Annotated in this window: 18 protein-coding genes and 1 pseudogene; 11 read left to right on the top strand and 8 right to left on the bottom strand. The window is 70.2% G+C overall.

Annotated elements, in window-relative coordinates; all coding sequences use genetic code 11:
• Window positions 1-4 precede the first annotated feature (4 nt).
• From cobN to DIE03_RS15345, 6 genes and pseudogenes are all read left to right on the top strand, one after another.
• Window positions 5-3,811 carry a cobaltochelatase subunit CobN gene (gene cobN / locus DIE03_RS15320; protein ID WP_124451678.1) on the top strand — a complete coding sequence of 1,269 codons (3,807 nt, stop codon included), beginning with the start codon at window positions 5-7 and terminating at the stop codon, window positions 3,809-3,811.
• The gene (locus tag DIE03_RS15325) at window positions 3,808-4,884 is read left to right on the top strand and encodes an ATP-binding protein (protein ID WP_124451680.1); all 1,077 of its coding nucleotides are present in this window, start codon (window positions 3,808-3,810) and stop codon (window positions 4,882-4,884) included. Before cobN ends, DIE03_RS15325 begins: the two co-directional genes overlap by 4 nt.
• A 140-nt stretch (window positions 4,885-5,024) precedes the next feature.
• Complete coding sequence (locus DIE03_RS15330) at window positions 5,025-5,561, top strand: VWA domain-containing protein (RefSeq protein ID WP_124452004.1); 537 nt, start codon at window positions 5,025-5,027, stop codon at window positions 5,559-5,561.
• 62 nt (window positions 5,562-5,623) lie between these two features.
• The gene (locus tag DIE03_RS15335; RefSeq protein ID WP_124451682.1) at window positions 5,624-6,076 is read left to right on the top strand and encodes a YaiI/YqxD family protein; all 453 of its coding nucleotides are present in this window, start codon (window positions 5,624-5,626) and stop codon (window positions 6,074-6,076) included.
• 94 nt (window positions 6,077-6,170) lie between these two features.
• Entirely contained in the window at window positions 6,171-6,743 is a 573-nt protein-coding gene (locus DIE03_RS15340; RefSeq protein ID WP_124451684.1) for a DUF1993 family protein, read from the top strand.
• Between the two features lie 31 nt (window positions 6,744-6,774).
• Window positions 6,775-7,099: pseudogene (locus DIE03_RS15345) on the top strand (low molecular weight protein tyrosine phosphatase family protein).
• A gap of 27 nt (window positions 7,100-7,126) precedes the next feature.
• Here DIE03_RS15345 and DIE03_RS15350 read toward each other — a convergent pair.
• Together DIE03_RS15350 and DIE03_RS15355 are read right to left on the bottom strand one after the other, a co-directional pair.
• Window positions 7,127-7,549 (bottom strand): NUDIX hydrolase, encoded by a 423-nt coding sequence (locus DIE03_RS15350; protein ID WP_124451686.1) that lies wholly within the window; start codon window positions 7,547-7,549, stop codon window positions 7,127-7,129.
• A 150-nt stretch (window positions 7,550-7,699) separates the two neighbouring features.
• The gene (locus tag DIE03_RS15355; protein ID WP_124451688.1) at window positions 7,700-7,960 is read right to left on the bottom strand and encodes a hypothetical protein; all 261 of its coding nucleotides are present in this window, start codon (window positions 7,958-7,960) and stop codon (window positions 7,700-7,702) included.
• 277 nt (window positions 7,961-8,237) lie between these two features.
• Between DIE03_RS15355 and DIE03_RS15365 the strand changes: the two genes are divergently transcribed.
• The 4 genes from DIE03_RS15365 to DIE03_RS15380 all read left to right on the top strand — a co-directional run bounded on the left by DIE03_RS15365 (window position 8,238) and on the right by DIE03_RS15380 (window position 12,810).
• Window positions 8,238-9,398 carry a CaiB/BaiF CoA-transferase family protein gene (locus DIE03_RS15365; RefSeq protein WP_124451692.1) on the top strand — a complete coding sequence of 387 codons (1,161 nt, stop codon included), beginning with the start codon at window positions 8,238-8,240 and terminating at the stop codon, window positions 9,396-9,398.
• 102 nt (window positions 9,399-9,500) lie between these two features.
• The gene (locus DIE03_RS15370; protein ID WP_124451694.1) at window positions 9,501-10,802 is read left to right on the top strand and encodes a CitMHS family transporter; all 1,302 of its coding nucleotides are present in this window, start codon (window positions 9,501-9,503) and stop codon (window positions 10,800-10,802) included.
• A gap of 37 nt (window positions 10,803-10,839) precedes the next feature.
• Complete coding sequence (locus tag DIE03_RS15375; protein ID WP_124451696.1) at window positions 10,840-12,006, top strand: acyl-CoA dehydrogenase family protein; 1,167 nt, start codon at window positions 10,840-10,842, stop codon at window positions 12,004-12,006.
• A gap of 60 nt (window positions 12,007-12,066) precedes the next feature.
• Window positions 12,067-12,810, top strand: coding sequence for an IclR family transcriptional regulator (locus tag DIE03_RS15380; RefSeq protein WP_124451698.1), 744 nt, complete (start codon window positions 12,067-12,069; stop codon window positions 12,808-12,810).
• 76 nt (window positions 12,811-12,886) lie between these two features.
• Here DIE03_RS15380 and DIE03_RS15385 read toward each other — a convergent pair whose 3' ends face one another.
• Complete coding sequence (locus DIE03_RS15385; RefSeq protein WP_124451700.1) at window positions 12,887-14,242, bottom strand: chitinase; 1,356 nt, start codon at window positions 14,240-14,242, stop codon at window positions 12,887-12,889.
• Window positions 14,243-14,482: 240 nt separating this feature from the next.
• Window positions 14,483-15,385, bottom strand: a complete 903-nt coding sequence (locus DIE03_RS15390) for a LysR substrate-binding domain-containing protein (protein WP_124451702.1) — start codon at window positions 15,383-15,385, stop codon at window positions 14,483-14,485.
• A 94-nt stretch (window positions 15,386-15,479) separates the two neighbouring features.
• Between DIE03_RS15390 and DIE03_RS15395 the strand changes: the two genes are divergently transcribed.
• Window positions 15,480-16,685, top strand: a complete 1,206-nt coding sequence (locus tag DIE03_RS15395) for an MFS transporter (protein ID WP_124451704.1) — start codon at window positions 15,480-15,482, stop codon at window positions 16,683-16,685.
• A gap of 6 nt (window positions 16,686-16,691) precedes the next feature.
• On the opposite strand, the gene cobJ is transcribed toward DIE03_RS15395, so the two are convergent.
• From cobJ to cobG, 4 genes are read right to left on the bottom strand one after another with little or no spacing between them, the layout of a single operon-like run.
• Window positions 16,692-18,401 (bottom strand): precorrin-3B C(17)-methyltransferase, encoded by a 1,710-nt coding sequence (gene cobJ / locus DIE03_RS15400; protein WP_124451706.1) that lies wholly within the window; start codon window positions 18,399-18,401, stop codon window positions 16,692-16,694.
• Complete coding sequence (locus DIE03_RS15405; RefSeq protein ID WP_124451708.1) at window positions 18,398-19,132, bottom strand: precorrin-2 C(20)-methyltransferase; 735 nt, start codon at window positions 19,130-19,132, stop codon at window positions 18,398-18,400. The genes cobJ and DIE03_RS15405 overlap by 4 nt, the downstream gene beginning before the upstream one ends.
• Window positions 19,129-19,755, bottom strand: a complete 627-nt coding sequence (locus DIE03_RS15410) for a precorrin-8X methylmutase (protein ID WP_124451710.1) — start codon at window positions 19,753-19,755, stop codon at window positions 19,129-19,131. Before DIE03_RS15410 ends, DIE03_RS15405 begins: the two co-directional genes overlap by 4 nt.
• Window positions 19,748-21,112, bottom strand: a complete 1,365-nt coding sequence (cobG, locus tag DIE03_RS15415; RefSeq protein WP_311767304.1) for a precorrin-3B synthase — start codon at window positions 21,110-21,112, stop codon at window positions 19,748-19,750. The genes DIE03_RS15410 and cobG overlap by 8 nt, the downstream gene beginning before the upstream one ends.
• Window positions 21,113-21,163 lie beyond the last annotated feature (51 nt).

Genomic DNA, 21,163 nt, shown 5'->3' on the forward strand with positions numbered 1-21,163 from the left:
CACGATGCATCTGCTGCGCACCACGCCGGGCGGCTTCGTCGACGATACGCAGGGCGTCGTCCGGATCGACCAGCAGCCGGCCGACATCGTGATCCTGAGTTCGGCCGACACGACGCTGTCGCTGCTCGCGAGCGTCGTGCCGCAACTGCCGGCCGGTTTCCCGAGCGTGCGGCTCGCGAACGTCACGTTCCTGCGCCAGCCGGCGTCGGTCGATTTCTATGTCGACGACGTGCTGCGCCACGCGAAGACGGTCGTGATCGATCATCTCGGCGGCGAAGCGTACTGGCCGTACGGGATCGAGCAGGCCGTGTCGCTCGCGTCGAAACGCGGGCAGCGGCTCGCGATGTTCTCGGGCGACCTGCAGGAAGATCCGAACCTCGTCGCGAAGAGCACCGTCACGCCGGATCTGTGCCGGCTGTGGTGGCGCTATCTGCGCGAGGGCGGCGCGCACAACGCCGGCGCACTGTTGCGCAGCATTGCCTTCCACACGCTCGGGTTCGGCGACGAACCCGAGCCGCCGCGCCCGCTGCCGGCCGCCGCGCTGTATCACCCGGCGCACGACCGCGCGAGCGTCGACGACTGGCGGCCGCGCTGGACGCCCGGCGCGCCCGTCGTCGCGATCCTGTTCTATCGCGCGCACTGGCAGGCCGCGAACACGGCCGTGTTCGACGCGCTGGCCGACGCGCTGATCGACGCAGGGCTGAATCCGCTGCCGATCGCGGTGACGTCGCTGAAGGATGCGGTGAGCCGCGAGGTCATCACGCAGCTCTGCGACACGCACGGCGTCGCGCTCGTGCTGAACACGACCGCGTTCGCGGCCGGCGCCATCGACAGCCCCGAACATGACGTGCTTGCCGGCGACGCGCCGGTGCTGCAGGTGATCCTGTCCGGCGGCAATCGCGATGCGTGGGTGGCCGACAACCAGGGCCTGCATGCGCGCGATATCGCGATGCACATCGCGCTGCCCGAAGTCGACGGGCGCATCGTCACGCGCGCGGTGAGTTTCAAGGGGCTCGCGTATCGCTGCCCGCACACCGAGGTCGACGTCGTGCGCTACCAGCCGGACGCCGAGCGGATCGCGTTCGTCGCGGCGCTCGCGCGCGGCTGGTGCCGGCTGCGCACGCTCGACAACGCCGACAAGCGTGTCGCGCTGATTCTCGCGAACTATCCGCAAAGCGAAGGGCGGATCGGCAACGGCGTCGGGCTCGACACGCCGGCGTCGGCGTTGCGCGTGCTCGCGGCGCTGCGCGATGCGGGCTATACGGTGGCCGACCTGCCGCCCGACGGTGACGCGCTGATCGCGCAACTCACCGAAGGCGTGACCAACGACGCGGCCGTGCATGCGCTGCGCCCGGCGTTTCAGAGTTACGCGCTGGCCGACTACGTCGCGCGTTTCGCGCGGTTGCCGGCCGCCGTGCGCGACGCGCTGAACGAACGCTGGGGGCCGCCCGAAACCGACCCGACGCTGCGCCACGGACGCTTCACGATCGCCGGCTGGCGCGCGGGCAACGTATTCGTCGGCATCCAGCCGTCGCGCTCGCGCGGCGAGAACGACTACGCGAGCTACCACGACGCGGATCTCGTGCCGCCGCACGCGTATCTCGCGTTCTACTTCTGGCTGCGCGATGCCTATCGCGTCGACGCGGTCATCCATCTCGGCAAGCACGGCAATCTCGAATGGCTGCCGGGCAAGAGCGTCGCGCTGTCCGACGCATGCTGGCCCGACCTCACGCTCGGGCCGCTGCCGCACCTGTATCCGTTCATCGTCAACGATCCGGGCGAGGGCAGCCAGGCGAAGCGCCGCGCGCAGGCCGTGATCGTCGATCACCTGATGCCGCCGCTCACGCGCGCGGAAAACTACGGTCCGCTGCAGGACCTCGAGCGACAGGTCGACGAATACTACGAGGCGCTGATGGTCGATGCGCGGCGCGCGAAACTGCTGCGCAAGACGATCCTCGCGACGATCGCCGAGCATCGTCTGCATGACGAACTGAGCGTGTCGCCGCCGCGCGATGCGGGCGACGAGGATGCGCTGCTGACGCGCGTCGATGCATGGCTGTGCGAACTGAAGGAAGCGCAGATTCGCGACGGGCTGCACGTGTTCGGCCTGTCGCCGGCCGATCGCCAGCGCCGCGACACGCTGCTCGCGCTCGCGCGCTTTCCGGTCGGCGACGGCAAGGGCGCGCGGGCGGGGCTGATCGGCGCGCTGGCGCGCGATCTCGCGCTCGGCGACGACTTCGATCCGCTCGCGGCCGACTGGGCCGCGCCGTGGGGCGGCCCGCGCCCGGCGATCCTGCAGGCGCTCGATGCATCGCCATGGCGCCATGCGGGCGATACGCGCGAGCGGCTCGAACGGCTCGCGCAGCAATGGCTGGACGGGCTGTGCGCGCCCGACGGCAACACGGGCGCCGACGCGACGCCGCCCGGCGCATGGCCCCACACGCTCGCGGTGATCGGGCGCGTCCGCGCGACGCTGCTGCCGGCGCTCGACGCGTGCGGCGGCGAGGAAATGCGCCAGCTGCTGCGCGGGCTCGACGGCCGCTTCGTGCCGCCGGGGCCGAGCGGCTCGCCGTCGCGCGGCCGCCCCGACGTGCTGCCGACCGGCCGCAACTTCTACTCGGTCGATACACGTGCCGTGCCGACCCAGGCCGCATGGTCGCTCGGCCTGAAATCCGCGCAGCAACTGATCGAGCGCCATCTGCAAGATCACGGCGACTATCCGCGCGCGATCGGCCTGTCGGTATGGGGCACGGCGACGATGCGCACGGGCGGCGACGACATCGCGCAGGCATTCGCGCTGCTCGGCGTGCGGCCGAAATGGGCGCACGGCAGCCATCGCGTGACCGACTTCGAGATCCTGCCGATCGAGATCTTCGACCGGCCGCGCATCGACGTGACGCTGCGCGTGTCGGGCTTCTTCCGCGACGCGTTCCCGAACCTGATGCACCTGTTCGACGCGGCCGTGCAGGCCGTCGCCGCGCTCGACGAGCCCGAGGAACTGAACCCGATCCGTGCGCGCATCGAGCGCGAACGTGCGAAATGGGTCGCGCAGGGCGTGGCGCCCGACGAAGCGCGGCGCCGCGCCGGCTGGCGCGTGTTCGGCGCGCGGCCGGGCAGCTACGGCGCGGGCCTGCAGGACCTGATCGACCAGCGCCGCTGGCAGACCGACGCCGATCTGGCCGATGCCTACCGCCAATGGGGCGGCCATGCGTATGCGCAGAACAGCGCGGGCGACGCGGCGGCCGACGTATTCGGCGAGCGGCTCGCGACGATCGACGTCGTCGTGCAGAACCAGGACAGCCGCGAGCACGACATCCTCGATTCGAACGACTACTACCAGTTCCAGGGCGGGATGACGGCGGCCGTGCGGCACCTGTCCGGGCAGCAGCCGAGCATCTATCACGGCGACCATGCGAACCCGGTCGCGCCGAAGATGCGCACGCTGCGCGAGGAAATCGCACGCGTGATCCGCTCGCGCGTCGTCAACCCGAAATGGCTCGACGGCGTGAAGCGGCACGGCTACAAGGGCGCGGCCGAGATGGCGGCGACCGTCGACTACCTGTACGGCTATGACGCGACCGCGCGCGTGCTGTCCGACCACCAGTACGCGCTCGTCGCCGACGCGTACCTGTTCGACGACGCGACTCGCGCGTTCCTCGAACAGCACAACCCGAAGGCGCTGCACGGCATCTGCGAACGCTTCGTCGAGGCGATGCAGCGCGGCCTGTGGCAGCAGCCGGGCGACTATCGCGAGCGGATCGAGGCGGTCTGGCTCGCGAGCGAACAACTCCAGGAAGGGGGACGGCGATGACCGATCCGACGATGCACCGCGCCCGCGCGGTTTTTCCGTTTGCGGCGCTCGTCGCGCAGGACGCGCTGCAGCAGGCGCTGCTGCTCGCCGCGATCGACCCGTCGCTCGGCGGCGTGCTCGTGAGCGGGCCGCGCGGCACCGCGAAATCGACCGCCGCGCGCGGCCTGGCGGAACTGCTGCCTGAAGGGCAATTCGTCACGCTGCCGCTGTCGGCGAGCGACGAGCAGGTGACGGGCACGCTCGATCTCGCGCATGCGCTGGCCGAAAACGGCGTGCGCTTCCGGCCGGGCCTGCTCGCGCGTGCGCACCTCGGCGTGTTGTACGTCGACGAAGTGAACCTGCTCGCCGACGGCCTCGTCGATACGCTGCTGGACGTCGCCGCGAGTGGCGTGAATATCGTCGAGCGCGATGGCGTGTCGCACGCGCACGACGCGCGCTTCGTGCTCGTCGGCACGATGAATCCCGAGGAGGGCGAGTTGCGCCCGCAACTGCTCGACCGCTTCGGGCTGATGGTCGAACTGGAGAACTGTTTCGACGCCGCGCAGCGCGAGCGGATCGTGAAGGCACGGCTCGCGTTCGATCTCGACCCGGACGCATTTCGCGCGCGTCATGCTTCCGCGCAGCGTGAACTCGGCAACCGGATTCATGCCGCGCGTGCGCGGCTGGCGACGCTGGATTTCGACGATGCGGTTCATGCACGCGTCAGCGCGCTGTGCATCGCCGCGGCCGTCGACGGGCTGCGCGCCGATCTCGTGATACTGCGCGCCGCGCGCGCACTGGCTGCGCTCGAGCAGGCCGATGCGGTGACGGTGTCGCATGTCGAGCGCGTGGCGGAAGCGGTGCTGCGGCACCGGCGCCATGCCGGTACGCCGCCGTCGCACGGATCGTCGCAGCACGGTGGCGAGCGCGATGCTCATTCGCCGCCGGATGCACGCCGGCAGTCCGGCAACCGGCACGGCGAGACACAAGGCGATGCATCGGCATCCCAGGGCGACTGGGGCTACTTGCCGCCCGAGCCGGCCGGCCTGCGCGACGTCAAGAGCGTGGTGCCGCTGCCGCTAAAAAAACGCTGAGCCATCGAGCCGGCGCCGCCGCGAACGCCGTTCGCGGTCCTCGATGGCAGGCAGGCGCGGCCGCGCGCGTACCGGGTGCGGTACGCGCCGGCACGGCCGTCGCGTGGCCGGCGACGCTCGCCGCGAAACGTGTCGGCAAGCTGCATCACGATCATCTGCGCTTCCGGAAGCGCGCGGGCACGCCGCATGCGCTGCATTGCTTCGTGCTCGACTGTTCGGCGTCGATGCTGTCGCACGACCGGCTCGCGCTCGCGAAGGGGCTGATCGTCGCGTATTTCGACCAGGCCGCGCGCGACCGCGTCGAAACCGCGCTGATCTGCTTCGGCGGTCAGGGCGCCGCCCGGCGATTCGGCCCGGCCGTGCCGCGCTGGTGGAATGCGCGCTGGCTCGAACCCGTGGACGGCGGCGGCGGCACGCCGCTCGCTGACGGCATCGCGGCGGCCGCGCAACTGCTCGCGCGCGATGCGCGGCGCGCGCCCGGCAAGCAGCGCTGGCTGTGGGTGCTGTCCGACGGGCGCACCCGCGAGACGCCGGCCAAGCCCGCGGCGGCCGATCACGTCGTATTCGTCGACTTCGACGATGCGGCCGTGCGGATCGGGCAGGGCGCGCGGCTCGCCGCCGCATGGGGCGCGCAGTGGACAACGGCCGACGCGCTTCGCACGGATCTTGCGGGCTGATGGCCGGCCGGCGGTGCGTTATGATCGCCGCTTCTGCTTTCTGCCCACTGGAACAACCCGCCATGCAAGTACTGGTCGATGCCGACGCGTGTCCCGCCGTCATCAAGGACATGCTGTTTCGCGCCGCGCGTCGTGCCGAAATCTGCGTGACGCTGGTCGCGAACCAGTTCCTGCGCACGCCGCCGTCGCCGTTCATCAAGGCGATCCAGGTGCCGGCCGGCTTCGACGTGGCTGACGCACGCATCGTCGAACTGGCGGAAGCCGGCGACCTCGTGATCACGGCCGACATCCCGCTGGCCGCCGCCGTCCTCGACAAGGGCGCGCAGGCGCTCGACCCGCGCGGCAACTGGTTCAGCCGCGAGAACATCGAGGAACGCCTGTCGACGCGCGCGATGATGGACCAGTTGCGCAGCGCGGGCATCGACACGGGCGGGCCGGCGCCGTTCAGCGCGCGCGACGGCAAGGCGTTTGCGTCGCAACTCGACCGGTTCCTGGCGCGGCACGGCAAGCCGTAATCGACGGCGCGTTTGGGCGGCCAGGCCGAACCGGGGTGCGGTTTTCTGCCGACGCTGATATCGTGGCACGAACCCCCAACACAGGAGCGTACGCGTGTCACCGACCCAACTTCTCGTTCCCACCTATACGCAGATGCTGCGCGCGCAATCCGCATGGCTCGACAAGGCCGTCGCGCACCGGCAGGCCACGGGCGCCGAGCCCGACGCGGTGATGACGCTGAAGCTCGCGCCCGACATGTATCCGCTCGCCGCCCAGGTGCGGTTCTCGTGCTTCCAGGCGATGGAGCCCGTCTACCGGCTGCGCGGCGAAGCGCTGCCGGCGGCGCTGCTGGCATTGCGCGAGGCAGGATGGAACGCGGATGCGCAGCCCGGCTCGCCGGACGACGCGCAGGCGATCATCGCCGGCACGCTGGCCTTTCTCGGCGAACTCGCACCGGATGCGCTCGACGGCGGCACCGCGCGGCCGATCGCGCTCGAACTGCCGAACGGGATCGCGTTCGACATGACGGGTGAACAGTACGCACGCGACTGGGCACTGCCGCAGTTCTACTTCCACGCGATCGCCGCGTACGCGATCCTGCGCCATCACGGCGTCGAGCTCGGCAAGGCCGACTACGTGCCGCACATGCTCGCGTACGTGCGGCCCGGTACGATTCCGCAAGGTTGAGCGGGCCGTCATCGGGGCACCGCGACGCGATATGACACGGGCACTGTTCATCTGCAGCTGCAACCGGCTGCGCAGCCCGACGGCGGAAGCCGTGTTCGCCTCGTGGCCCGGCATCGAAACCGACTCCGCGGGCCTCGCGCCCGACGCGGATGCGCGGCTTTCCACCGAGCAGCTCGACTGGGCGGACATCGTGTTCGTGATGGAGCGCGCACCAGGCACGGCTGTCGACGCTGTTCGGTGCGCACCTGAAAGGCAAGAAGATCGTCTGCCTCGACATTCCCGACTGCTACGCGTTCATGCAGCCCGAACTCGTCGCGTTGCTCGAACGCAAGGCCGGCCCGTTCCTGCGCGAGTGACCGGCACCGGCTTGGGCGGCACCGCCGTCAACGAAGCGGGTCGTTCACGATCGCCGAAAAACAGTCGAGACGCAGCAGTTCGATGATCTTGCGCGTCGGCACGCTCGCATGGAGCGTATCGAGCCGGTCGACGGTGAACCACTTGCAGCGTGCGATCTCGTTGCTCGCGCGCGGCGTCAGGTGCGCGGGCACCTCCGCCACGAACACGTGATGGAGTTTGGTCAGTCCGCCGAACTGCACCGCATAGTCGAGCACGAGCCCCTCCAGCCGCGTTTCCTCGGCCAACTCCCGCTGCGCGGCTTCGAGCGGCGTCTCGCCGCGCCGGATCGTGCCGCCCGGCAGCGACCAGCGCGATGCCGTGCGGGCGACCAGCAGCACGCTGCGGCGCTGGCGGCACACGATCGTGGCGCGCTCCTTGGTGACGGCGAGGGTATCCGGCCCGGTGCTCATGTTCGGCAAAACAGGTGCTGAATCGTGGAGAAGGTGCACGCCGGCGGCCGGTGGTCCGGCAGCGGGCCGCGGCGGCGTATAGGCCGCCGCACGGATGTTACCGGCCGTTCATGACAGTTCCGTGCACGGCGCAGCGCGCCGGGTGCCGCATCACGCGTGTGTGTAGATCCCGCTGCGCACCGGCTTCGCGTGGCGCGAATGGCGACGCGTGTGAACGGCGCGCCGATGATGCGGCGATGGCGCCGTCGCGTGCCGGCGCGCAGGCGCCGGCCGGGCGGTGGGTGCACCGGCCTGCGGTGCGACGCCCGGCATCCCGGTTTGTCCCTCGCCAAAGTGAAAAGTCTGATTTTGCGCGTGCGCGACGCCGAGCGTCGACGCCAGCACGAAGGCCGCCAGCCACATCCGTTTCATGAAAATTCCGCCTTGCTTTTGTCAGTTGAACGTCGTTCGCCAGCTTAGCGAAGGGCGGGGCGCCACCGCAACCGGCCCGCGTTCGGTGTCGTCTCCACTTGCGATCGGCGACGTTATCCGCCCGGCAGTCGGGTGCATCCGGGCTTGACAATGTAATTCCTGGGTGTGAATATAAATTCACATACAAGAATTATTCATCGAGTCCGGAGGGTTACGCGCCAGGAGCGCCGACCGCCGGAACCGACAGTCCGATCAACCGGAACCAGGAGCGGGACGCATGGCGGAACACGAGCAACAGGGCGCGCTGGCGGGATTGCGCATCATCGACCTGTCGCGGGTGCTGGGCGGCCCGTACGCGACGCAGATCCTCGCCGACCACGGCGCTGAGGTGATCAAGGTCGAACCGCCGTCCGGCGACGAGACGCGTACCTGGGGGCCGCCGTTCGACGGCGACACCGCGTCGTATTTCCTCGGCGTGAACCGCAACAAGCTCGGTATCGCGCTCGACCTGACGCAACCGGCCGACCGCGAGCGGCTGCTCGGCCTGCTCGAGCACGCGGACGCCATCGTCGAGAACTTCAAGATCGGCACGATGGAGCGCTGGGGGCTCGGTTTCGATGCGCTGCATGCGCGGTTTCCGCGCCTCGTCCATTGCCGCGTGTCGGGTTTCGGCGCGGACGGCCCGCTCGGCGGGCTGCCCGGCTACGACGCGGCCGTGCAGGCGCTCGCGGGGTTGATGAGTGTCAATGGCGAAGCGGGCGGCGCACCGCTGCGCGTCGGCGTGCCGATCGTCGATCTCGTCACGGGGCTGAACGCGGCGCTCGGCGTGCTGATGGCGCTGCGCGAGCGCGATGCGAGCGGCCGCGGCCAGTTCGTCGAATCGACGCTGTTCGACTGCGCGCTGTCGATCCTGCATCCGCATACGCCGAACTTCTTCCATTCGGGCAACGCGCCCGTGCGCACCGGCAACGCGCATCCGAACATCACGCCGTACGACAGCTTCCCGACGGCGGGCGTCGACATCTTCCTGGCGGTCGGCAACAACGGGCAGTTCGCGGCGCTGTGCGACGTGCTCGGCACGCGCGGCTGGCTCGACGATCCGCGTTTCGTCGACAACCGCGCGCGCAGCGCGAACCGCGCCGCACTGCGTGCACTGCTCGAAGCGGCACTGGCCGCCCACGACGGTGCAGCGCTCGCCGAGCAGCTGATGCGCCGCGGCGTGCCGTGCGCGCCGGTACTCGGGCTCGATGCGGCACTCGATCATCCGCATGTCGCGCATCGGGAGATGAAGGTCGAGCTGGGCCGACATCGCGGCATCGCGTCGCCGATCAAGCTCGGCCGTACGCCGGCGACGTACCGCCGGCCGCCGCCCGCGCTGAACGAACACGCGGCGCAGGTGTTTGCGGACGACGACAACCACAACGACCACCGGGACTGACCGGCATCGCGGCCGCCGGCCGCGCGGACCGGCACGCCATCATTCGGACATCCCGCCGGCTCGCGCACGAACGACGCATGCCGGCTGAAGAGGAGACGCATCATGCTCGCATGGATCGGCGCGATCGCCATCGTCGCGCTGTTCGGCCTGATCATCACGAAGCGGCTGTCGCCGCTCGTCGCGCTGATCGTCGTGCCGGTGGCCGCGTCGCTCGCGGCCGGCTTCGGATTGGCGACCGGCAAGTTCATCGTGCACGGCGTACAGAACATCGGCCCGATCGCCGGAATGTTCGTTTTTGCGATTCTATTTTTCGGAATCCTCACTGATGCAGGGATGCTCGACCCGATCATCGCGGGCGTATTGCGCGTGATCGGCTGCCATCCGCCGCGCATCGTGATGGGCTCGGCGCTGCTCGCGCTGCTGATCCACCTCGACGGCTCGGGCGCCGTCACGTTTCTCGTCACGCTGCCGGCGATGATGCCGCTCTACACGCGGCTCGGGATGGACCGGCGGATTCTCGCCTGCGTCGCGTCGATGGCGGCCGGCGTCAACTTCCTCCCATGGGTCGGGCCGATGCTGCGCGCATCGGCGGCGCTGCACATTCCCGGCTCGGCGATCTTCACGCCGATGATTCCGGTACAGATCGTCGGGCTCGTGTTCGTGTTCGGCACCGCATACGTGCTCGGCGTGCGCGAGGCAAAGCGGCTCGGGCTCGACCGTGCCGGCGCGGCGTCGCTGGCGATCGCGCCGCGCGAGCTGACCGACGCCGAACGCGCATTGCGCCGGCCGGATCGCTTCGGGATCAACGTCGCGCTGACGCTCGTCGTGCTCGTCACGCTGGTGTCGGGCATCGTCGACCCGATGGTGATGTTCATGCTCGGCACGGTCGCCGCGCTCGTGATCAACTACCCGGACGTGCAGGCGCAGCGCGAGCGGATCGACGCGCATGCGAAGGCCGCGCTGATGATGGCGAGCGTGCTGCTCGCGGCCGGCGCGTTCACCGGCATCATGTCCGGCACGGGGATGCTGAAGGCGATGGCGGAAGTCGTCGTCGCGCACGTACCGGTCGAGCATGCGCGCCACATGCCGTTCGTGCTCGGGCTGCTGTCGATGCCGCTCAGCCTGCTGTTCGACCCCGATTCGTTCTACTTCGGCGTGCTGCCGGTGCTCGCGGAGAGCGGCAAGCTGCTCGGCGTGCCGCCGATCCAGATGGCGCAGGCCGCGCTGCTCGGCCAGATGACGACGGGCTTTCCGGTGAGCCCGCTGACGCCCGCGACGTTCCTGATCGTCGGCCTGACCGGCGTCGAGCTCGCCGAGCATCAGAAATTCACGATTCCGTTCCTGTTCGCCGCCACCGTGCTGATGGTGTTCGCCGCGGTCGCGACGGGCGTGTTTCCGCTATGAACGGCCGAGCCGTTCACGTTCCCCGGGAGAGCAGTCCATGCAGTTCGACCTGACCGACGACCAGCGCGCGATCGAAAGCGCGATCGAGAAAATCTGCGAGCGCTTCGGCGACGACTACTGGCTCGAACGCGATCGCGCGGGCGGGTTTCCGGCCGATTTCCACGCGGCGCTCGCCGAAGCCGGCTGGCTCGGCATCGCGATGGACCCGGCTCACGGCGGCGCCGGGCTCGGCATGACCGAGGCCGCGCTGATGATGCGCACGATCAGTGCATCGGGCGCCGGCCTGTCCGGCGCGTCGGCCGTGCACATGAACATCTTCGGGCTGAACCCGGTGCAGGTGTTCGGCAACGACGCGCAGAAGGCACGCTTCCTGCCGCCGCTGATCGCCGGGCGCGACAAGGCGTGCTTCGCGGTGACGGAACCCGACGCAGGCCTCGACACCACGCACCTGAGCACGCAGGCGCGCCGCGACGGTGACGACTACGCGCTGAGCGGGCGCAAGATCTGGATCTCGACCGCCCAGGTCGCGAACAAGATGCTGATCATCGCGCGCACGACGCCGCTCGACCAGGTCTCGAAGCCGACCGACGGGCTGAGCCTGTTCTATACCGACCTCGATCGTTCGCGCGTCGAGGTGCGTGAAATCGAGAAGATGGGCCGCAAGGCGGTCGACTCGAACATGCTGTTCATCGACAACCTGCGCGTGTCGCGCGACGACCTGATCGGCAACGAAGGCGACGGCTTCCGCTACCTGCTGCACGGGCTGAATCCCGAGCGGATCCTGATCGCAGCGGAGGCGATCGGGCTCGGGCAGGCCGCGCTGCGCCGCGCGACGCAGTATGCATGCGAGCGCGTCGTGTTCGGCCGGCCAATCGGGCAGAACCAGTCGATCCAGCATCCGCTCGCACAGGCGTGGATGCAGCTCGAGGCCGCGTGGCTGATGGTGATGAAGGCCGCGACGCGCTACGACGCAGGGCAGTCGTGCGGCGCGGAGGCGAACGCGGCGAAATACCTCGGCGCGGAAGCCGCGTTCCAGGCGTGCCAGACGGCCGTCGCGACGCTCGGCGGCATGGGCTACGCGAAGGAATACCATGTCGAGCGCTACCTGCGCGAGTGTATGATTCCGAGGCTCGCGCCCGTGAGCCCGCAACTGATCCTGTGCTACATCGCGGAGAAGGTGCTCGGGCTGCCGAAGTCGTACTGACCGGACCGACCCGGCGGCCGGCCCGGCGCGCGGTTTCCCGTTCCGATTCAAATGCTCGCCATGGACGTCAAACTCGTTGCCCGCACGCTCGACCTGTTCGAGCTGTTCGCCGCCGAACGGCGGCCGCTGCCGCTCACCGAACTCGCGCGCCTGCTCGATGTGCCGCCGTCGAGCTGCCTCGCGATGGCGCGCACGCTCGTGAGTCGCGGCTATCTGTACGAAGTGCGCAAGCGCGGCGGTTACTATCCGACGCGGCGCCTGCAGACGATCGCCGCCGCGATCGACGCGACCGATCCCGTCGTCGACATCGTGCATCCGCACCTCGTCGCGCTGCGCGACGCGAGCCGCGAGACGGCCGTGCTCGGCAAGATCCACGGCGTGTCGGTCACGTACCTCGACGTCGTCGAGTCGGAGCAGGCGATCCGCTATACGCGCCAGCCGGGCGAGCTGCGTCCGCTGCACGCGAACTCGATCGGCAAGGCGATTTTCGCGGAACTCGCCGGCGACGCGCAGCAGGCGCTCGGCGCGCAACTGCCGTTCGAACGCTTCACCGACGCGACGGTGCCCGACCTGCCGGCGCTCGTCGCGCAAACCGCGCGGTTTCGCGAACTCGGCTGGGCCGAGAACTTCGGCGAGAGCGCGCCCGAGCTGTCGGCGATCGCGGTCGCGCTGACGCTCGACGGCGACTGGTACGGGCTGTCGGTCGTCGGGCCGACCGAGCGGATCCGCCAGCATCGCGACACGCACGCGGCGCTGCTCGTCGACGCGAAGGCGCGGCTGCTGGCCGAGCACGCGCGCGGGTAGGGCGGGCCGTCCGCCGGCGCGATCCTGCCGCACCGGAAGCGACCCGCCGCGCGTCACACGCGAGCGCGTCGCGACATCACGATTTCACCCACACGCCGCCCGCGCTCGGGTTGTCGCCCTGCGTCCACCATTTCGCGCAGTACTTCGCGCCCTGGTACATCACGCAGGTGCCGCCCTGGTAGGCGGTCGTCGCCGACCACACCGGCGAGCCGCCGCCGACCGGCTTCCATACGGCCGCCTGGCCGGGCACGTCGCCCTGTGTCCACCATTGCGCCTGGTAGGTCGTGCCCTGGTAGGTGACCGTCGCGCCGGCCGTGTAGACCTGGCCGGCCGCCCACGGTGCGCCCGGCTGCGGCGTGCCGCCGCCCGAGCCGCCGCCGTAGTTCGGATCCTGCGTGACGCCTGCGCCCCATTTGCCGTCGAGCTGCTTGAAGATCGTCGCGAACGCGTACGGCTGCTGCGCGACGCCCGAGCAGGTCGGCGACGCATACGTGCCGCCGGACGGGCACGCCTGGTCGCGGCCGACCGACCAGTTGCCGAAGAAGCCGTAGCCGTTGCTGACCGCAGCGTTCAACACGCTTTGCGCATTCGCGAGCGTGAAGGTTTCGCCCTGCACGTCGTTCACGCCGATCATCGGCGTGACGCCGACCATCTGCCACAGCTGCGCATTCGTCTTCGGCCGGCCGGCCGACTTGAACGCCGTGTCGAGCTGCGAATACAGCGCCTGCGCGGCGCTGATCGCGGCGGCGCCCATGTCGATGTTCGCGGGGCCGTAGTCCATCGCCATCACGTTCACCGCATCGAACGCGGCCTGGTTGGAAATCGCCGCATTGACGACGTTCAGGCCGTCCTGCGTGAGCCCGGTCGGCATCGTCGGCAGCGTCAGCGTGACGTGCAGCGGCTTGCCCTTCGCCGCATAGTCGGACTGCAACTGCGCGACGGCCTGGAAGTTGCGCGCGACCGCGGCCGTGTCCTGCTGCGACGCGCCCTCGATGTCGAAATCGATATGCGTGAGGCCGTACGTATCGATCACGGTCTGGTACGCAGTTTTCAGCGCGGGGACCGTCGAGCATGCCTGCATCAGCGGCGTGCCGTTCGCGCCGCCGAACGACACCGCGACTTCGCCGCCCTTCGCACGGTAGCTCGCGATCGACGTCGACAGCGCGGTCAACAGGCCGCCGCTCGCGCCGTTGCCGATCGGCTGCACGCCGCCCCACGACGGCACGCAGCCGTTGCCCGCGACCACGAACGCGAGCGTGAATTGCTGGATGCCTTGCCGGACGCCGATCTGGTCGACGAGCGGTGTCGGATAGAGCGTCACGTCGACGAAGGGCGCATAGACGCCGGCGCCCTGGGACACGCTCGCCACTGCAAGCAGACAGCCCGCGGCAACGGCACGCGGGATGAAACGCGGCAACACATTGTTGTTCATTGTGTTCTCCAAGTGGAAGAGGGATACGCTGGCCTGCGTATCGCCGCCGGTCGGGCGACCGGGCATGCCCGGCCGGCGGCGTGCCCATCTTGGAGGATTCGCGTCGAATAGTGAATGCTTAGGTGTTCTTTTTGTTATTTGATTTCCGATACGTAACGATCTTGCCGATTCGACACAGTTGCGCAACGCGGGAGGCGGGTGAATTTCCCGATCGGCACGCTGCAGCGCGGTACGCGCCGCTTACGTCGATGCAGGCAGCGCCTGCGAGCGAGCCAACGCAACGAAACGCTCGACGCAGGCCGACGAATACGGCTCGTTCCACGATACGATCTGCTCGACCGCGCGCGTGCCGGCGAGCGGCACGTAGACGACGCCCGGGCGCTGCAGTGTCGCCGTGAAGCCCGGCACGATCGCGATCCCGCGTTCGGCGGCGACCAGCGACACGAGCGTCGCGATCTGCGCGGCAGTGGCCCCGATCCGCGGCGCGAATCCGGCCTGCGCGCACAGGTCGTCCAGCGCGGCGGTCAATGCCGAACCGTAACCGGGCGGAAAGGTCACGAAGGTTTCGCCGGCCAGTTCCGCGACGTCGAGGCTCGCACGGCCCGCGAGCGGATTGCCGGCCGGCACGGCCGCGACGAGCGGTTCGCGCGACACGACGAGCGATGCGACGGGCGTACCCGGCGCGCCGTCCCACGCCCAGCCGAAGCCGACGTCCATCGCGCCATCGGCGATCTGCTGGCGCTGGCTGGCGGTCGCCGCCTCGCGGAACGCGAGTTCGACGTCGGGCATCGTGCGGCTCGCGGCGCGGATCACGTCGGGGAACGTATCGGACATCGGAATCGAACTCGCGTAGCCGATTACGATGCGCCCGGCGATGCCCTGCGCGATCTTGCGCGCACTTGCCTCGGCTTCGGCGGCTGCGCTGACGACGTGGCGCGCATGGTCGAGGAACAGTTCGCCTTCCGGCGTGAGCCGCACCGCGCGCGTCGAACGCTCGAACAGTCGCACGCCGAGCTCGCTTTCCAGCGCGGCGATATGGCGCGTCAGCGGCGGCTGCGCGACGCGCAGGCGCAAGGCCGCGCGGCCGAAGTGCAGTTCGTCGGCGACGACCACGAAATAGCGGAGGCGGCGCAGGTCGAGCATTGTTGTCGTTCCGGTATCAATGACGATGAAAACGGTATTGGCGTGCCCGCGGCGCGCTCGTCAGACTGTCGTCATCGACGATCAGGCATTTCCGATGAACGACAGGACCACGCGCATCGCGTTCTTTCTCTGCGGCTTCGCCGCGTTTCTCAATCTCTATTCGACGCAGGGCATCCTGCACGAACTCGCGGCGGCCTTCGGCGTCAGCGCGGAGCGCGCAGGGCAGGGCGTGAGCGCGACCACGGCGGCCGTCGCCATTATCGCGCCGTTCGTCGGCGTGCTGGCTGGCCGCATCGAGCGGCGCGTTGCGATCTCGCTGGCGGCGGTGGCCGTCGCGCTGCCGGTCGTGTGGTCCGCGCATGCGGCGGGTTTCGCGTCGTTTCTCGGCGCGCGCTTTGCGGCCGGGCTGGTGATGCCGTTCATCTTCGCGCTGTCGATCGCGACGATCGGCGAACGCTTCGATCGCGGCACGTCGGCCGAGATCGGCGCGCTGTTCGTCGCCGGCACGACGCTCGGCGGTTTCGCCGGCCGTTTCGTCACGAACCTGCTGACGTCGATGTGGGGCTGGCGGCATGCGCTCGACGTCGTCGCGGCGCTGTGTCTCGTCACGGGCGTCGCGATTTACGCGAGCCTGCCGGCATCTGGCGCGGTCGCCCGGCCAGCGCCCGGCAACGATGCGCATGCGGGGCCGTCGTGGCGCATCGTCACGCGCGGCCCGCTGCTCGCGTCGTTCGCGATCGGTGCCTGCGTGCTCGCATCGCAGGTCGCGACGTTCACGTTCGTCGGCCTGCGGCTCGCGCGTGCGCCGTTCGGCTTCGGCACGGTCGAGATCGGCGCAATCTATGCGGTGTTTCTGGTCGCCGTGATCGTGACGCCGCTGGCCGGGCGCGTCGCGCGGCATCGCGGCCCGCGCGCGCCGGGGCTCGCCGCCGCCGCGCTCGCGATCGGCGGCGCATTGCTGACGCTGTCGGACAGCGTGCCGGTGATCCTGGCCGGCCTCGCGCTCGGCTCGAGCGCCGTGTTCGTCGAACAGGCGTCGGCCAATACGTTCATCTCGCACGCGGCGGCGAACGCGCGCTCGACGGCGATCGGCATCTACCTGTCCTGCTACTACTTCGGCGGCAGTCTCGGCTCGATCCTGCCGGTGCCCGGCTGGCATCGCTGGGGATGGGCCGGCTGCGTCGCCTTCGTGGTCGTCGCGCAGGCCGTCGTCGGCATACTCGTGTGCCGGTTCTGGCGCACCGGCAGCACGGCAGGCGTCGCGCATGCCGGCGCGTGCGACGGCACGCTCACGCGCTAGCCGCGATCAGCGATACCAGCGCGGCGTGTAGACCCATTCGCGCGCGTTGCCGATCGCGAAGCGCCGCGTCGTCGACGACCCGACGATCACCATCGTCCGCATGTCGACCTGGTCGCTGCGCAGTGCGCCGAGCGTCGTTGTCGTCAGCGTTGCGCCCGGCCGGCCGATGTCACGACCGAGCACGACCACCGTCTCGGCCGCGCGATGCGCGCGCACGACGTCGAGCGCACGGTCGAGCTGCCACGGTCGCGCACGCGAGATCGGGTTGTAGAACGCCATCACGAGATCGGCTTGCGCCGCATGCCGCAGGCGCGTCTCGATCACGTCCCACGGCTTCAGGTTGTCCGACAGCGAAATCGCGCAGAAATCGTGACCGAGCGGCGCGCCGGCTTGCGCGGCCGTCGCAAGCGACGCCGAGATACCGGGCTCCACGCGCAGGTCGACTGCGGCCCATTGCGGGTCGCGCGCTTCGTCGAGCGCTTCGAGCACGGCTGCGGCCATCGCGAACACGCCGGGGTCGCCGGACGACACGACCGCGACGCGCCGGCCTTCGGCCGCGAGTTCGAACGCATGGCGTGCGCGCTGCATTTCCTCGCGATTGTCGGTGCCGTGCACGCGCTGGTCGCTGCGGAACGGGCCGGCCATGTTCACGTAGGTCGTGTAGCCGAGGATGTCGGTCGCTTGCGCGAGCGCGGCGCGGGCGGCCGGCGTGAGCCATGCGGCACCGCCCGGGCCGAGGCCGAGCACGGTCAGGCGCCCGCGCGCGCGGCCGAGCGTGGCGGGATCGACAGGATGCGACGCCACCGCGCACGCAAGGCCGTTCGATGCCGGACGCAGCGTATGCGCGACACGCAACGTGCGGCCGAGCAGCGTGGCCGCATCGGCAGGCGCGTCGCTGTCAGCATCGACGAAACGCAGCGGCACGTCGAGTGCTCGCGCGGCTTCCTCCAGCGCGGATTCGCCGATCGCCGATGCCGGCGCGACGAGGGCGGCGAGTGCGAGCCGCGCGAGACCTTGCCCGGCGAGCATGGCGTCGATGCGCACGGCGAGCGCTTCGCCGGCGTGCACGGCATCGGCGGCGACGCCAACGACCACGCTGCGCGGATGGATCACGAGTTCGTCGCGTGTGCCGCGCCATGCGTCGGGCGTCACGCGGATCGCATGCGCGGCCGCATCGTCGCGCGGCAGCGCGACCTCGTCGAGCCACGCCGCTGCGCCGTCGACGCGCGTCGATGCACCGGCAAGCAGGTCGGACACGAAGCGCTTGCCCTGCGCGAGATCGGCCAGCGCATAGCCTGCGGGCGGATTGAGCACGCAGGCGCCGAAGCGCAATTCACCGCTGGTCGTGATGGCCGGCGCGACGCCGACGCATTCGGCGATTTCGCGCGCGATCACGTTGACGCCCGTCAGCCCGCCGAGCAGCGGCACGACGGCCGAGCCATCCTCCGCAACCGCGAGCACGGGCGGTTCGACGCCCTTGTCGGCGAGCGCGGGCGCGAGGCAGCGGATCACGATGCCGGCCGCGCACAGCGCGACGATCGGCAAGCCGCGCGCATAGAGTTCGCGCAGGTGTGCGCCGAGTTCGTCGAACGGCACGTCGGCATCGACGCGCGACGCGAGGCCGTGCACGCTTGCGCCCGGATAGCGTGCCTGGATGCGGCGCGCGGTGTCCAGCGCGCCCGCGCCGAGAATCACGATCGCGGGCGGGGTCGTCATCCTTGCCATTTTTCCCCCGGCACGACGAGCAGCGAGAAATACGGCGATGCCATCGGGTCGACTTCGTCGAGCGGCACGATGCGCTGGTTCGCCATCGTCGCGCGCTCGACGTACAGCGCGCGTTTCGCGAGCCCGAGTTCGTCGAGCACGCGCCGCACCTTGTCGAAATTGCGGCCGAGCTTCATCACGACGGCCGCGTCGGCCCGTGCGAGCCGCTCGCGCAGCTCGGGTTCGGGCAGCACGCCGGACAGCACCGACAGGCTCTGGTTGCGATAGACGAGCGGCTGGCCGAGCACGGCCGTGCCGCCGAGCATCGCGCACACGCCCGGGATCACCTCGGTGTCGTAGCGCGGCGCGAGGCGGTCGTGCAGGTACATGTACGAGCCGTAGAAGAACGGGTCGCCTTCGCAGATCACCGCGACGTCGCGGCCTGCATCGAGATGCGCCGCGACGATTTCGGCGGCCGTATCGTAGAAGTCGGCGATCACCGTCTCGTAGCAGAGCGGCGGCGGCAGCGCCTCGGTCGTCACCGGATAGACGAGCGGCAGTTGTGTCTGCCCGTCGAGCAGGTGCGCTTCGACGATGCCGTACGCATTGCCTTTCTTGCCCTTCGCGACGAAATACGCGACCACCGGCGCCGCCTGCAGCACGCGCAACGCCTTGATCGTCATCAGTTCAGGATCGCCGGGGCCGACGCCGACCCCGAACAGCCGTCCGCGCGCGGTCGTCATTCGACCTCCGTCGCGAGTGCATTGACCGCGGCGGCGGCCATCGCGCTGCCGCCGCGCCGGCCGAGCAGCGCGACGTACGGCACGCCGCGGCTGTCGGCATCGAGCATCGCCTTCGATTCGGCCGCACCGATGAAGCCCACCGGAAAACCGAGGATCAGCGCGGGGTGCGGCGCGCCGGCATCGATCATGTCGAGCAGGTGGAACAGCGCGGTCGGCGCATTGCCGATCACGACGACGCTGCCCGCGAGATGGGGGCGCCACAGCTCGAGCGCGGCGGCCGAGCGCGTGTTGCCGAGATGGCGCGCGAGATCGGGCACCTCGGGCTCGCCGAGCGTGCAGATCACGCGGTTGGCCGCAGGCAGCCGTGCGCGCGTGATGCCTTCGGCGACCATCCGCGCATCGCACAGGATCGGCGCGCCGGCCGCGAGCGCCGTACGGCCCGCCGTGCCCGCGCCGGCCGAGAAGCGCAGGTCGTAGACGACATCGACCATCCCGCACGCATGGATCACGCGCACCGCGAGTTTCTCGAGGTCGGGCGGAACCTGCGACAGGTCGGCCTCGGCGCGGATCGTCGCGAACGACTGGCGGTAGATTTCCTGCCCGTCGCGAATGTAGTCAAGCATCGGTGGTGTCCTGGCTGTGCCGCGCGCCCGTCAAACGGGCCGCGGCCTGGTCAATCGTCAGATGGCGCGCGAGCGGGGCGCCGAGGCCCTCGGCCGCGTCGCGCCGGTAAAGGTCGTAATGCGCGGGCGCTACTGCAACGAGCGTGTGCGTCGCGGGATGCGGCAGCGCGCAGTGGCGTTCGCACCCGGTCAGGTGCACGTCGACCGGCTGGCCGATGCGCGCGGCGAGTGCGAGCGCGTCGCGTTTCGTGTCGGCGCGCGCTTTCGCGCAGCCTGCGCTGCCGGTGCAGGCGACGAGCGTCGCGAGCGGGTCCGTCGGCCGGCACACGAGGCCGATCGACGCGAGCGCGTCGAGCGTGGCCGCTGCGCGTTCGTTCGGCACGCCATGGAGAAACACGCCTTGCCACGGCGTCATCGACAGCGTGCCGTCGCCGCCGGCTTCGGCCAGCGCGGCAAGCTGTTCCAGCTGCGTCGCGTCGAGCCGCCCGAGTATGCATTGCGCGCCGACGTTGCAGCGGGCCGGATCAAGCGACGGGCGTACGCCGAAACGCAGCTTCGGGTCGGCACTCGTGCGCCGCCAGCCGGCGAGCGCGGGATCGGCCGTGAGCGGGAAGGGCAGGTCGTGCTGCGCGCGGTCTAACAACGCACGTTCGCCGGCTGTCGCGAGCACGGCGCGCATCCGCGTGACATCGGCCGGCGCGAGATCGAGGAACGCGAGCAGCAGCGCGCGGACCAGCGCGACGGCCTGATCGGGCGACACATCGACCGACGCGGGCCGGTCGCCCTCCGCGACGGGCGGGCAACCGGCCAGCCCGGCCGCCATGCGTACCGCGCCGTCCGCGCGGCGCCACGCGGCGAGCCAGATGTCGTGCGGATGATCGAGCGCCGCGACCGATTCGCCGCCATCGAGCAGGATCGAGAATTTCGGCGACAGCTCGCCGCGGCGCGGCTCGCCGGCCAGCATGTCGAGCAGCGGAATGGCGAACGCGCGGCTGTCGACGAGTGCGGCGGGATCGTGCCCGGCGAGCGGGCTGAGCAGGAGGTTGCGGACGTCGTCGCTCGCGGCGAGCGCGGCCGTATCGGCGCTCGAGTCTGCCGTCGCATCGACGCGCGGGCCGAGCCCCGCGTCGAGCAGGGCGCGCGTCAGCGCATCGGCGGCGCCGTCGCGAATGCCGCGCAACTGGAGATTCGCGCGATTGGTCGCGTCGATCGCGCCGGAGCCGTATTGGCGTGCTGCATCGGCAATCGCGCGCGCCTGGCGCGCATCGAGCCGGCCGCCCGGCAGCTTGATCCGGCACAGCCCGCCGTCGGCGGCCGCGACCACGCGCACGAGCCCCGGGCAAGCCGACGGGCGCACGACGGGCGACGCAGGAATCGAATCGGGGGCGGAACTCAACGGGATACCGGG

The organism is Burkholderia sp. Bp8992, from assembly GCF_003853705.1.
Classification (GTDB): domain Bacteria; phylum Pseudomonadota; class Gammaproteobacteria; order Burkholderiales; family Burkholderiaceae; genus Burkholderia.